The sequence below is a fragment of the Polaribacter sp. KT25b genome, assembly GCF_900105145.1.
Classification (GTDB): domain Bacteria; phylum Bacteroidota; class Bacteroidia; order Flavobacteriales; family Flavobacteriaceae; genus Polaribacter.
This window is the reverse complement of the sequence record NZ_LT629752.1, coordinates 45,440-60,394: the sequence shown is the minus strand read 5'-3', so window position 1 is coordinate 60,394 and position 14,955 is coordinate 45,440. Positions and strand designations below refer to the sequence as shown.

Sequence of the window (14,955 nt, the reverse complement as noted above, 5' to 3'; positions counted from 1 at the left end):
TTCAAAACAGAAAAATAGACGAACACAAAAATAGATGTAATTACATAATAATAAGCCACTTAAATACTTTAAAATCATAAAACAAACGTAGTAATTGATTTAGCTGAAATTACAATATCTTTTTTATTTGCATTAGGTTGTATCAATTCTAAATCTGAATCTCTATCTGTAACATAAACTTGCTTTATAGGATTTTTAAAATTTAGTTGTACCGCTGTTTCTTTTAAGTTGACCACCACCACAACAATGGATTTATCTTTATTTTTATATGCAGAAACCAAAACTCCTTTTTCCAAATTTTCAAGAGAGTTTTTACCTTTATAATCAATCTTTATTCTTTTTGCTTCTGGTCTTATAAATCTAGAAAAATTACCCAATCCCCATAATAATTTTGAAGTTACAAAAGCACCATCTTCTTTATTTTTATCATGATAAATTAAACCGTCTTTATAATTATAAGGTGTCATTGCCAACCACCAATGCCACGCACTTGCATTGGCAATCGTTAAATCGGCATGTATTAATCTAGCCACATACAAAGCAGTTTTCATGGTTAAACCTTTGCCTCTTCCTCTAATTTCTGCATTGTTTTCTAGAATACAATATTCTGTCATCCAATATTCTAAATTTGGGAATTTCAGTAACTTTTCTTTAATTTCTTCTCGTTTCCTTTTCAATTTAGAAACATCCCAAGTGGTAAAATAACTATGTCCTGCAAATTTTTGCGAAACCGTTTCTAAATTCCCAAGATATAAATCACTCGTAGGGTTAAAAAAGACTTCTATTTGATTACTTCTATTTTCTTTTCCCTTTTTTATGGACGTTAAATAATCTATTTGTCCTGCTTCTGAAATTTCTAATTTTGTGGCCAAATTAGAACTTGTAAAAACGGAATCTATGGTTTTCGTTGCTGCTGATAATTCATCATTATTCCAAGGAGAACCTTCTTGTTTTCCGTTTTTCCAATCCCATTGTGGCTCGTTAAATGGGCTGATATAATTAAAATGAAGATTTAAACTATCTCTAAAATGCGTAACCACATTTTTTAAAAATAACGCATAATTACTATACTTACTCCTTTTTAAGTTTGATGACAATCCGTCTTCAGAAAATGCTTTATTATTTTTTGTAAACTGTACTGGCGGACTATTTACAAAACCTATAAAAGAAGAAACACCTCTTTCTTTTGCTGCTTTTAAAAACCATTGCTGCCCCAATTGTCTGTTCCAATTATAAGAACCATCATTGTTTAAAAAGCCTTCTGCCCTTCTCCATTCATCTTTAATACTGCTTTCTTCTCCTTGTTCTGCACTTCCTGCGCCAATATTAAATCGCCAAGTTGTAAGACCAATTCCTTTAAGAGTTCCATCGGCATTTTTTTCTGTGCTAAACAATAAATCTGCCATAGCTTCTTTTTTCTCTAACGGCCATTTTCCTACAAACTGCCCAGACCAAGCGTCTGAGGCTCCGAAATTATGTATGGTTTGGAATTCTTTATCAGAATGAATCTCTATATTAATTGGATCTATTTTACTTTGAGAAAACAATAATCCACTTAAAAACAAAAATAGAACTATCGCTTTATCCTTCATTTTTTCTTAAACTTCTTAGGCACAAAATTAGCCTCATACTTCGGATTTAACTCTGTTGGAATTGGTGCATTAATCTCAGTTCTCCAACTCTTTAATTTTTTTAATAACGCTGCTACTTTCTCTGGATGAACGTCTACAAGGTTGTTTCTCTCGCCTAAATCTGTCTTTAAATTATACAACTCAATCTCATTATTTTCAAAATATTGATGTAATTTCCAATCACCATCAATAATCACAGAACCTGGTCTTGTTCTAAAAAACGGATCTCTACCATCATCTATTTTAAAATTATATGCTTGTAAATAAATAGGAAAGTGAAAAAACAAACTTCTATCATTTATTGTTTTCCCTTTTAAAATTGGTAAAATAGAAGTTCCATCTACTATTTTATTTAGGTTTTCTACATTTAAAATATCCATAAAAGTTGGATAAAAATCTAGATTGGTAATAGGAGTCTTAGAAACTGTATTTGGTTTTACAACTCCATCCCAAGAAATAATATATGGCACTCTAATGCCGCCTTCGTAATAAGAACCTTTCCCTGCTCTTAAAGGATCTTGATGAGAAATAGCTCTTATTCCTCCATTATCCGAAGTAAAAACAATTAAGGTATTTTTTAGATTTAAAGCTTTAATTTCATCTAAAATTAAACCGATATTTCTATCAACCGTTTCAATCATACCTGCATAAACCGCCTTATTTTGAAAAGGATTTCCTCCTTTTTCTTTATATTTTTGTTCTAAAGCATTTGTTGTTGATAATGGCGTATGCACCGCATAATAGGGCAAATACAGAAAAAATGGCTTTTCTTTATGCTCTTTTATAAATGAAATGGCTTCTTGTGTTAATCTATCTGTTAGGTTTTCTCCTTTTTTATTATCAACAATATTTTTTATGTTATACGGACTAAAAAAACCATCTTTACCCGGATTACCATGCTTTGCTCCCCCAACATTTACATCAAAACCTTGTGTTTTAGGGTCTTCTCCTAAATGCCATTTACCAAAAGTACCTGTTATATAACCTTCTTGTTTTAGCATTTCTGCAATAGTAATATTATTGTCTGCTAAAATTTCTGTGTTTTTAATAGGAATTATTTTTCTAGTTTTTTCATTTCCTCTATCAGAATTACTAACGGTATAAATACCGTGTCTAGGCGTATTTTGCCCACTAATTAAACACGCTCTACTAGGCGCACAATTTGCTGCGGAAGCATACCCATTTGTAAATTTCAATCCACTTTCTGCAAGTTTATTAATGTTGGGTGTTTCGTAAAAAGTACTTCCATAAGTTTCGGTATCCATCCAACCTAAATCATCTACATTAATATAAATGATGTTTGGTTTACTTTCTGATTTCTCCAAATTTTGAGCATTGCAAGACAATAGCCCCCCTAATAATAATACATATAAATACTTCATTTTATTGTTTTTTTTCTTTATTTAAAACTTGTTTCATTTTAGCAGGATCTGAATACAAAACTTCTTTATTTTCCATTAATCTTTGATGAATATGATAGGTAACATCCATCCAATTTCTTGGTTCTCCCCATAGCGGCTCCATCATTTCAGATTCCCAGTTTTTTAAAGCTTTGTCTAGTTGATTAAATTCTTTTGTATTCGAATTTTGTAGGTCTTTCATTTCACCTAAATCTTCTTCAACATTATACAAAGTTGCTCCGTAATCTTGCAAACGAACCATTTTATAATCGCCAACTCTTGCTCCTGCCTCTTCTAGTTTTCTCCAGAATAATTGCGTATGCGGATCTCCCTTTTTTTCTCCTTTTAAGTACGGCAAAAGATTAACACCATCTAAAAGTAAACCTTCCTTTTTTTCGATATTTGCTGCCGCCATAGAAGTTGTAAAAATATCTAAAGAAGAAGACAAACCATTAAAAGTTTGACCTCCTTTTATCTGAGCTGGCCAACTTATCACAAACGGAACTCTATGTCCGCCTTCAAATTTGTTTCCTTTCCATCCCTTTAATGGACCACCAGAAGAAGTATTATTTGCTGCGCCACCATTATCACTTAAAAAATAAATAATTGTGTTATCTGCAATGCCTAACTCTTCTAATTTATTTTGAAGTTTTCCAACGTTTTCATCTAAAGACCAAGTCATGGCTGCTAAATACTGTCTAGGATGATTTTTATATTTCTCTAAATCTTCCTTTTTAGCTTCCATTGGTGTATGAACCGCATTGTAAGCTAAGTACATAAAAAAAGGATTGTCTTTATTTTCTTCTATATATTTTACAGATTGATCTCCTAAAACATCTGTTAAATACCCATCAAATTTTACACGTTTTCCGTTATGTTGTAACATCTTTGCTTTACTCGGATTTTCATATTGAAAATACGATCTACTTCCGGTTTCAAAACCATAAAACTCATCAAAACCTCTTTGGTTTGGATGATCAGAATTGTCTTTTCCTAAATGCCATTTACCCAAAGCCATGGTTTTATAACCGTTTTCTTTAAAAACATCTGCAATAGTTACAACATCATCCGAAAGACCAATATCTCCAGAAGATTTATCACCAGTATCATTGGCTTCAAAACCAAAACGTTGTTGGTATTTTCCGGTAATTAAACCCGCTCTACTTGGTGCACAAACTGTTGCGCTTACATGTGCATCCGTAAAAATAACACCACTTTTTGCTAATCTGTCTATATTAGGTGTTTCTAGATCTTTACTTCCCATAAAACCAAAATCTGCATAACCAGCATCATCAATTAAGATGACAATTACATTTGGTTTTTGCTCTTTTTGCACTGCATTATTTGTATTGCAAGACACTAAAAATCCGCATAATAATAGTATAAACAAGGTCCTCATTTTAAAAAAAATTTAATAATTCTGTATAAACAAGATAAAAGTTATTGGCTTTCTTACTCAAAGCTAATCTAGCTTAAAATAGCATAAAAACAGTCTTAGATTGTTACAACAAAGGAGTAAGAATGTTACAATTCTATTAAAGAGATTAATAAAATTCATATAATAAGACCATCAAGTATTTATACATAGAAAAATGAAGACGAAAATGTCTGCCAAAAAGATTCTGTAATGTTATTAAAAATAACTTTATATAAAACTTAAAAGAATAAAACTTTTTAAAAAAAACTTAAAAAAATATAGAAGTAAGAACTTAAAAAAGTCTTTAATTTTGATACAAATGCAACATTTACGCCCCTTTTCCGAACCATTATTCTCTATAATTAACATAGATTTTAAAGAACTTAGCAATGTAAATTAATTACTAAATTATTTAAATCTTAAATGAATATGAAACAAAAAACTACTTTTTTTAAATTAGCACTTATAATAGCTCTATTCTGTATTACAAGACATAATATAAATGCACAAACATTAGAAGCACATTACAAATTTGATAGCAGTATTACTGATGAAACTGGTAATTGGAATTTAACAGCTACAGATGAAGATAATTCTATTACGTATGAAATGGGACAAGATGGAACTGCCAATGGTGCTATAACAGGATTTGATCGAGGAGATCTTTTATCAACCGTAACTAATTTTCCCATTAGTGGAGATGCGAGTAGAACAATGACTGCTTGGATTAAATTAATAGCATTAACCCCACAAACTGCAGTTGTAGGAGGTGGAGAAAATTCACCTGGTAAAAAATGGACTTTTGGTCACCAAGGTGCAAAAGTTAGAGCAGAAATTAATGGTAAAGGAATGGGAGTAGGTACCCTTGAAGTTGATGTTTGGCATCATATTGCTGTTGTTTGGGATAAAGATAACTCAACAGTTCGTATTTATCAAAATGGAGAGCTAAAAGGTTCTAATACCACTTGGTCTACAAATACAACAGAAGCTCCATTATTAATTGGTAATGATTACAATGCCGATCCTAAAAATAGAGGTTTTAACGGTGCTATGGATGATGTTCGTATTTATACAGGTGCAGGAGATGATGCTTTTATTAAAAGCATCTATGATGCAACATTACTTAGTGTTAATGATAATATAGTTAAAACTTCATTAAATGCTTTCCCTAATCCAGTAGTTGATTACTTATCTTTTTCTTCTGATAAAATTTCATCTGTTGAAATTTACAACATATTAGGAGCTAAAGTAAAATCTCAAAAAGTTAATAACAAAAGTATAGACATGAGTTATTTATCTAAAGGAGTTTATATGATTAAATGTAAAGATGCTAACCATCAAAATATTGGAACTATAAAAGCTATAAAAGAATAGTATACATAGAACAACACATATAAAGGGAGTGATCAATTTTAATTTTTTACTCCTTTTTTTCATTTAGTAATTTTTCATAAAAAAAAGAAAAATAATTCTTTTAAAAATTTTTTACTCTTAATCTCTATAGTTTCTTATTCGCAAACAGGTGTTATAATTATAAAGCCTAAAGAAGCAAATCAAAATGTAATTTTTGGTGGTGATAATAAACTAACATTTAAAGCCTGGGCAGAAGGCAATACCAATAGTGTATCTAGTAAATTATTTAAGGATATGTACTTTAAAATATTAAGAGCTCCCATATTTACTTTACAAGACATATCAGATTAAAAGGTTCTAAAAACGTTTTAAATTTCTAATAAAATTTATCAAAAATCTTTAACAAAAATAAACAGTATACCTATTACCGATAGATTCAAAGAGAAATGCAACATTTTTACCCACAAACCGAAACCTTTGTACTCTAAGAATAGTATAGTTATTTGTAAATTTAAATCATAATATTATTAATTTAAAATTAAATAAATCATGAAAAAAACATTACTATTATTTGTTACGTTATTAACCGTAACGTTAACAAACGCACAACTTGTGTTAGGAGACACTTTTGAACAGGGTATTTTTAAGTACCAAGTTACTACTGCTGAAGAAGCTGGATCACCAAATACAGTTAGTCTTACAGGAACGGTTGATGGAGCTACAATACCTGACGCTTTAGTTATACCTGCAACTGTAACTGAAGGAGGAATAGAATACGCTATTACGTTAATTGGTAATCGCGCATTTTGGAAAGCTACAATGACATCTTTAGTTATAGAAGGAAATGCTACATTAGATTCACAATCATTTAGAGCTTGTCCAAATTTAAAAACAGTAGATTTACCTCTTGTTGCTAATATTGGAATTCCTCCTGCTATAGAAGGTGGTAATGAAATTGGTTTAGTATTTTGGCAAAGTACAGCTCTTGAAACAATAAATATGCCTCAAATGGAAAACATCTATGTTGGAGCTTTTAACGGTTGTTCTTCTCTAAAAGAAATAACTTTTCCTTCAACTGTAACTTATATTTCTAGTGCTAACCAAAACATGTTTAAGGGATGTAATAACTTAGCAAAAGTAAAGGTAGAATACACGACATTTATAGAGCTAATTAAAATAGAAGATGGTAATATATCAATATTTAATGATCCAATAAATAATGCAAATGCTACTTTATCTGTACCAGAAGGTACATTAAGTACTTATCAAGCAGCAGATGTTTGGAAAGATTTTAATAGTATTACATTAGGTGTAAATTCTCCAGAAAAAATAACTTTAGGTTCTTATCCAAACCCAGTTGTAGATTTCTTACATTTTTCATCAAACGATGTTTATTCTGTAGATATTTATAATATTTTAGGAGCTAGAGTAAGTTCTCAAAAAGTTGTTAATGACGTAGACATGACCAACCTTAAAAAAGGAGTTTATATTGTAAAAGCTAAAAACGATAAAGGTTTAAATATCTCTTCAATTAAAGTTATTAAACAATAAATTAATATTCTTTTTATAAAAAAGGGAGTAACTTTCTAAAAGTTACTCCCTTTTTTATTTTTCTACATCTAGTCCTCAATAAAAAAATTATAAATTATTTTAATTCATCATTTTAGAGACAATAGGTACAAGAGCCAAATAATTTCCGTTGTTTTTTTGGAGTAAAATTAAGCTCCCAAATTTCATATTTATATCCTCTCTTGGTTTTATTTACTCGTAATTGGATAACTCAAACACATCCTAAAACCAAAGTGCTTTCATCTTATTTACTGAAGCTTTGACTTCAGAAAAAAGCAGTAATACATTCCGTTTTTATGTGCTGGTAATTTTAAAACAATATCAGTAATAATTCCATTCTTAATTGGAGTTAGCTCTTGTTTTTCAAGTCTAAAACACTTAGGATTTCGACTAAAATATCACTCACATTTTTCTTAATTTGTTCTTTTTTATCGCATCCAATAATTAAAAAAATACCAAAAAGTAAGAGGAATGTAAATAAAATTTGTGTTATTTAAATTTTCATGATTATAATTACTACTTAAAAAAGAAACACTCTATCTCATAATGAAATAAAGCACCTAAATTCTTTATTCTACATTTTTATTTCTGATATTTTAACACATAACTGTTTGATCCATTACTACCATCTAAGGCAACACCACTAGGACAATATAGATATTCAGGTTCATTATTAGCATCCATTAACAACTGGGGTCTTTCAAATTTCACATTTTTACCTCCATATCGGATATTAGCTCCTTCTGGGAACACTCCATTAAGATAAAATTTCTGGTAATTGTGAAATCCAGATAATGGTTCTGCATCAAATTTAAGTCCGTCTTCTGATGTCCAAAGTAAACCACCACCTTTTTCTAATATTCCATGATTGTCTGTGGTCATCAAACATATTTTATTTCTCCATAAAAAAGCATTACCATCCTCTATTCTAACATTGTTGGTGGTAATTGGGTTTGGTTGAATAACATAAGGACCTTCTAAAGTATTAGAAATTGCAACTCCCATGCTTACTTTTGCACCTGTTCCTTTAGGTCCTGCCATGGCTTTAAAATACAAAAGAAATTTTCCGTTAGGATGTTTTATCAAACTAGGATTATTTACCCCTAAACCACTATTAGCACACCAAATGCTTTCATCTTTTGGCGGACTTAATAAAGGGTTATTTTTATTAGGAACTTCTGTCCAAGGTCCATTTAAATCATCACTAACAAGCATCCCTATTCTTTGGCTAGCTCCATGATTTTTAGCACCATCATTGGCAATAAAAATCAATACATATTTATTATCAATCTTTTTTATACTTGGATTATGAAAACCTACAGCATTCCAACTTCTATCATTTTTTCCTTTTCTAACGGTTTCTACAAACTCAAAAGGACCTTCTGGTTTCTTAGCTACATAATGTGCTATTTCACTGTTATATCTCCAAGCTTTTTTAAATGGTGTTGCTGATGACCATCTTGCAGAAAAAAGGTGTACGTTTCCGTCTTTATCTCTAATAGGGGAACTTCCCCAAACATCATAACCTGGTTCATTTACCGCTTCTCCAATAAACTTCCAGTGGTCTGACATGGCAGTTGGAGTTTGTATTTCTTTTTGAAAAATCTCTTTATTTTCAGATTCTTGGTTCTTAGTTTTTTTCACTTGACAAGAAATCATCAACATTGAAAGTATGATGATGCTTACTATTATTTTTTTCATTATTGATTTCATTAAAAAAGTATAAGTATATAATTTGAAATAAATGGTTCCGCATTTATTCTGTTATTTTAAATGAAACATGGGTAAATGAACCTGTTGTGATGTCTATAAGAAATTGATTTTCTTCTACAGGTTCTATAACAAAAGATTCTCCTTCAGGTTGATCATCGTCATCCCATTGTGTTACACTTATATTACCATCAATTTTAAAACCATCTAAAATACCTACAGGATATTCTTCGTAAAAAGGTGGTATAAAAGTTTTACATGGACTCACAGTGTTAATAAAAAACACATTTACTTCATTACCTCTTATATAGGCTCTACTATGAAGTTTCTCTCTACTCAGTACTTCTTCTCCATCATGATCTAGCATTCTTATCGGCTGTGAACCAATCAATGCTTCGTTATATGCTCTGGTAATATAATGCCTAGGTGCATTACCACCAGATAAAGGATAATCCCACCAGCTTACTAAATCTAAACCAAGATCTGTCCAATCAAACATACAGCCAATAGCAAGTTCAGAAGTCCAAATTTCTCTATCTTTTTCGTAATCAGAACTACATCTAAGGGCATCCCAATGCGCTTCAGTAGCCCACGCCTCACGATGTTTATCACTTTGAGACAAATTATACTCGTATACTAGATCTGAATGATTATTTTGATTATGGTGATTCAAATAATAGTGATTTCCAAATACGTCATAGCTATCTTCTCCATTAATGTTATATAAATCATCAAAAGATCCAGATTCACCTAATGGTTTATAGAATTCTGGAGCCACAACTTGTGGAACCACATAACCAAGTCTTGCAGTTCTTGCTCTTAAAGTATCTACAGCTATCGTAAAATCTGTAACATCCATCCTAGCAGCTTCTTTATCAAAAGCAACATAATTTATTTCGTGTCCATGTTTATGCATAAACTCAATATAATCAACAATCAATTGTGCATACTTTTCAGGATTAGGCACAGTTGGTGCTTCTGTTGTTACCCAATCAGGAAAATACTCAGCTTTATCGTTTGTTAGAACTTTTAAACCTAAAAAAATCATAAAAGGTTCAGTACCGTAATAAGATGCTTTCGCATTTTCTATAGATTTTAAAAGAGTTGCGTAAACACTTTCTACCACCTTTCCTTCTTCAGGATGTCCTCCATAAGCATCACCACAATATAATGGAACTCTAAGTCCATTCATTTTAGCTTGACCTTCACCTTGACCAAAAGCTCTTTCTGCATTACTGATATTACCTAAAGTTCCAGCATTATGATTTAGATCTAACATATGATATTTTGTAACCCTACCAAATTTTTCAAGTGGAGATATGGTTGCTTTATTTGTATACGCCGTCTCTTGATAATCTGTAATTTCTACTGCATACTCTTTAAAATCTTCACCTGCATGAAGTCTAAATTTTTCTAGAACCTCCCATTTACCAATTCTTGTTTCTGGTTTAGGGGTTATCATAGAAACATCTTCTGAATATTGATAATTTACAGATGAAATTTCTAAAGGATCTGAAATATTGGGTAAAGAGATGCGTTTATTTTCATTATCAATCACTCCAATAGATTTTCCTCCGGATGTAAGTGTAACATCAAATTGAATAAAATTCAATTCAACATCGTTTATGATTTCATTGTCAGAATCAGAATTACTACAACTTACATATAGTAAAACGGTCATTAGTAAAAAAGTAAAGTTTTTCATAGTTAGTTTTAAATAGTTGATTAGTATTTTATGCAATTTACCTAAAACCCCCACAACAAATAGGGTACCATTGTAACAACAAAGGGTTGAAAATGTTACAATTAATCTAACATTAAAATAAAACACCCGATAAAACATTTTAATGATTAATCAGGTGTTTTTATAATCTAAAGAGAAAAATATGTATCGAGTGTATTAATAATTAAACTCTAAAACTTCTCCTTTTGTAGTTTCAATTTCCTTTACATCATCTTGATAACGTAGCTTTAAGGTGTTTCCTAAATTCGATTTTATCACTAAAGTTTTTAGCTTTCCTAAATCCCAAGTGATATCAATTTCAAAACCTTTTTTAGCCACGATTCCCTTAATACTTCCAGACGCCCAAGCAGTTGGTAAAGCAGGCAATATATGAACCTCATCATTATGACTTTGCATCAACATTTCTGTTATTCCAGAAACAACACCAAAATTTCCGTCAATCTGAAAAGGAGGATGCACATCTAAAAGATTAGGTAACGTAGACTTTCTTTGTAAGGCTAAAACATTTTCATATGCTTTGTTCCCTTCTAATAAACGTGCATAAAAATTAATAACCCAAGCCCTGCTCCAACCTGTATGACCGCCTCCGTGAGACAATCTTCCTGCTAGTGTTTTTTTAGCTGCTTCAAATAATTCTGGGGTTTTAGATTTTGATATTTGGTTTGATGGATGCAACGCATATAAATGAGAAATATGTCTGTGTCCTGGTTCTGCTTCTTCTAATTCTTCTACCCATTCCATCAATCTACCATCACTACCAATTTTAAGTGGTGGCATTTGTTGTATTTTACTTTTTAAGATGTCACTAAATTCTTTATCAATATTTAAAATTTCTGCTGCTTTTATACAATTACGAAACAATTCAAAAACAATGGCACGATCCATTGTTGGTCCCATATTCAATGTTGCCTTTTTACCCTCTTTGGTTAGAAAGTTATTTTCTGGAGAAATAGAAGGACCTGTTACTAAAAGTCCTGTTTTAGGATCTTTCACCATAAAATCAACAAAAAACAACGCAGCTTCTTTCATAATAGGATACGCTTGTTTTTTTAGATATGCTGTATCTTCTGTGTACTCATAATGTGTAAACAAATGCTGACAAGCCCACGCAGCTCCCATAGGCCACATTCCATATCTTGCTTTTCCAAAAGCAGCAGTTGTAAACCAAGGATCACTAGTATGGTGCGCTACAAAACCACGTGCATTGTAGGTTTTTTTAGCGGTAATGCGTCCCATTTCTCTTAAATTACCAATGTATTCTAAAAATGGTTCATGACATTCTGCAAGATTAGCCATTTCTGCCATCCAATAATTCATTTGAACATTGATGTTGGTATGATAATCAGAATTCCATGGTGGCTTAAATCCAGTTACCCAAATTCCTTGTAAATTAGCGGGTAAATTACCAGGTCTAGAACTACTTATTAATAAATAGCGTCCAAATTGATATTGTAACTGCGTAAGATAATTATCCTCTGCACCTTCTTTTACTTTTTGTAATCGAACATCTGTCGGATACTCATCTCCTTTGCTATCTGATAACTTAAAAGAAAGTCTATTGAACAAAGCTTTATAATCAGCAACATGTCTATCTAACAAGTCATCATACGAAATTTTTGCAATGTTCTTTAAAATGTTCTTTGTCATTTCTTGAGGATTATCCCCTCGATAATTACTTGCAGCTACAACTTTAACAAGAACCTCATCAGCATTACTGATTACTAATTTCCCCTCTTTTACTTCTGATGTTCCTCCTTTTGTTTTAAAACTAACAATAGCGTTAAATTTAACTCCATGACCATTTCCTGCATGTTCAGAAAACTCAATAGTATTTTCTGATACAGTAATTTTAGTTTGCTTATTACGTTTTACCCAAGAAGAGATGTTTATTTTTCCTTTTTGATCTGCCGTAAATTTATAGACCATTGCTTTATCAGGAAAACTAGAAAAATAGGTTCTTTTAAAGTTAGTTCCCTCACTTGTAAAAGTTGTGGTTGCTATCGATTTTTGAATATCAAGTTCTCGTTTGTAATTGCTTACTGAATCTAAATTTGCTGTTTCAACAAATAAATTAGCCAACATTTGATAGGTGTTTTTTCCTGAGGGTAACCTGTTGGTTAAAATTTTATCTTGCACCATTGCTTCTGCCTCCAGATATTTCTCCTCAAAAAGCAGTTTTTGAATAGCAGCAATATGTTTACCAGCATCTTTTTTATCTCTATTGTAGTCTTTTCCACCTGTCCAAATAGTTTCTTCGTTCAAACAAATAATTTCTTTTTTAGGTGTACCGTAAATCATGGCTCCTAAATTTCCGTTACCAATTGGTAGACCTTGATTCCATTTAGTAGTTGGTTGATTGAACCAAATTTTTAAAGGAGACGCTTCTTCTACTTCCTTTTTTTGAGTACAGCTAAAAAAAGTAAAACCAATTAAGATTATGTAAGCAAACTTCTTTAATAATTTATTGTGGATATATATCCAGGGTCTTTTCATCATGTTTCTTTGTTTAGTTGAGGTGTGTTTTAATTTATAAAGTTGATTAATTAGTTGATATTATACTTGTTTTTTAAATGATCTGAGAGTGTCTTTAATTCTTCATTGGAAAGCGGTCTTTCAAAAATTAAAAAACGAGCAACCTCGCCATCAAAAGATTCTGCTCCAGGATGATTGGTTGCATCTCGTTCTTGACCAATAACCATCTTAGATGGATTAGCTTTAGTATTAACAGGAAATGATTTTTCTACCAATGCCTTGGTTGTGTTTACAAACAATTCCATTTTTACGGTTCCTTCTCCTGCTCCCATTCGTCCCATAACCAAATAATACTTTTCTTTTATTAACGTGTCATTATCTATTAACAACGGACTATCATCATTCCATGTTCCTTTTTGTAGGCCATTTCTAGAAGACATCCAAACTTGGTTTTTTATATTTACACCAGCCCAAAAACCTTCATATTGCCCTTGCTTATTAAGGTTCGTATTACGTAAGTTGCCAAAAAATGAATTCACTCCTGGTTTTCCTTTTACTTGTTTAAAAACAGACATCACAGAAAACCAAGTATAGCCACTTCCTTGGATTAAATGATCGAAAGCATCTTCTTGATGATTTACCAATTCTTGTCTGTGAAAAACTACCGAATTATGTCCATTTAATTTTGGTACATTTAGCTTTAACTGAGGTCGTCCAGAGCCTTTCACTTTTCTACCAATATCTTGTTTTATAAATTTCTGAACCTTATTAGCAACGGAATTACTCCAAGAGCTTACTTTATCTCCATCTTCAACTAACACTTGCTCATCTGCATTTAAATCTAGCAAAAGTCCTTCAGATAAAGGCAAACTTGCAGTATTATTAGAAGCATCGGCAGCCCATTTAATACCTTCCTCTACCAATTTCCGAAAATTGAAATCAGCATATATTTCTTTTGTATGTCCTAAAGAAGTAAAAAAAGAACGTCCGCCATCATAATTTTGATACCACGTAAAAGGATGATCTCCTCCCATTTTTTGAGCTCCTTGGTAAGAATTTTCATCTACAGATAAAAGAACTTTTACATCATTACGAGGATTGTAAGAAAAACGGTGCCATTCGTCTTTTACTACCCATCCTTTATCTAAGTGTTTTGTTATGGTGTTTATTGAATCTTCTACAACCAATCTAGCCGATTGCACTTTTGGGTGATCTAGCAATTTAGTTCCTATAAATCCTTCATACCAATTTTGAAATTCGCCACCTTCATTCCAAATAGCTCCAGCGCAATGTATTCCTACAAAACCACCACCATTTCTAATATATTTTTGAAGTGCCAATTGATTTTCTTTGGATAAAATACGTCCTTTATTCCCGCAATTATTATTAAAGATAATCACATCAATAGATCTTAAATCTTTTCCATTAAAAATAGATGCATCAGCAGTAGAAACTATTTCCCAAGTATTTTTTATTCCTAAATCTTCAATTAATTTTAAACCTGCCTCTTTTGAGGGATGCACAAAACCATTATCTCCATAAAAATTAAGAACCTTTATATTATTTGGAGTTAAATCCATTGTTTTATGCTGAGAAATCAACGAAAGATTTGCAGTTAAAAAGAATACAAAAACGAACAGTTGTTTGTGCCTTATCATT

General features: G+C 31.4%; 9 protein-coding genes. 2 read left to right on the top strand and 7 right to left on the bottom strand.

Features of this window, described 5'->3' with window-relative positions:
• Window positions 1–74: 74 nt before the first annotated feature.
• From BLT70_RS00180 to BLT70_RS00170, 3 genes are read right to left on the bottom strand one after another with little or no spacing between them, the layout of a single operon-like run.
• Window positions 75–1,592: a glycoside hydrolase family 30 protein gene (locus BLT70_RS00180; protein WP_091889875.1), complete on the bottom strand. Its 1,518-nt coding sequence runs from the start codon at window positions 1,590–1,592 to the stop codon at window positions 75–77.
• Window positions 1,589–3,013 (bottom strand): sulfatase, encoded by a 1,425-nt coding sequence (locus tag BLT70_RS00175; protein ID WP_091889873.1) that lies wholly within the window; start codon window positions 3,011–3,013, stop codon window positions 1,589–1,591. The genes BLT70_RS00180 and BLT70_RS00175 overlap by 4 nt, the downstream gene beginning before the upstream one ends.
• Before the next feature lies 1 nt (window position 3,014).
• A complete protein-coding gene (locus BLT70_RS00170; RefSeq protein ID WP_197678377.1) occupies window positions 3,015–4,421 on the bottom strand; it encodes a sulfatase in 1,407 nt (468 codons plus the stop codon).
• Between the two features lie 456 nt (window positions 4,422–4,877).
• Here BLT70_RS00170 and BLT70_RS00165 point away from each other — a divergent pair, with 456 nt between their 5' ends.
• Together BLT70_RS00165 and BLT70_RS00160 are read left to right on the top strand one after the other, a co-directional pair.
• Window positions 4,878–5,822 carry a LamG-like jellyroll fold domain-containing protein gene (locus BLT70_RS00165; protein WP_172824367.1) on the top strand — a complete coding sequence of 315 codons (945 nt, stop codon included), beginning with the start codon at window positions 4,878–4,880 and terminating at the stop codon, window positions 5,820–5,822.
• A gap of 528 nt (window positions 5,823–6,350) precedes the next feature.
• On the top strand, window positions 6,351–7,352 hold the full coding sequence (locus BLT70_RS00160; RefSeq protein WP_091889866.1) for a leucine-rich repeat domain-containing protein: 1,002 nt from the start codon (window positions 6,351–6,353) through the stop codon (window positions 7,350–7,352).
• 600 nt (window positions 7,353–7,952) lie between these two features.
• Here BLT70_RS00160 and BLT70_RS00155 read toward each other — a convergent pair.
• The 4 genes from BLT70_RS00155 to BLT70_RS00140 all read right to left on the bottom strand — a co-directional run bounded on the left by BLT70_RS00155 (window position 7,953) and on the right by BLT70_RS00140 (window position 14,954).
• Entirely contained in the window at window positions 7,953–9,071 is a 1,119-nt protein-coding gene (locus BLT70_RS00155; RefSeq protein ID WP_157691804.1) for a glycoside hydrolase family protein, read from the bottom strand.
• 55 nt (window positions 9,072–9,126) lie between these two features.
• Window positions 9,127–10,785, bottom strand: a complete 1,659-nt coding sequence (locus tag BLT70_RS00150; RefSeq protein ID WP_157691803.1) for a hypothetical protein — start codon at window positions 10,783–10,785, stop codon at window positions 9,127–9,129.
• Between the two features lie 195 nt (window positions 10,786–10,980).
• Window positions 10,981–13,320, bottom strand: coding sequence for a glycoside hydrolase N-terminal domain-containing protein (locus BLT70_RS00145; protein ID WP_091889858.1), 2,340 nt, complete (start codon window positions 13,318–13,320; stop codon window positions 10,981–10,983).
• 47 nt (window positions 13,321–13,367) lie between these two features.
• Window positions 13,368–14,954 carry a ThuA domain-containing protein gene (locus BLT70_RS00140; protein WP_091889855.1) on the bottom strand — a complete coding sequence of 529 codons (1,587 nt, stop codon included), beginning with the start codon at window positions 14,952–14,954 and terminating at the stop codon, window positions 13,368–13,370.
• Window position 14,955 lies beyond the last annotated feature (1 nt).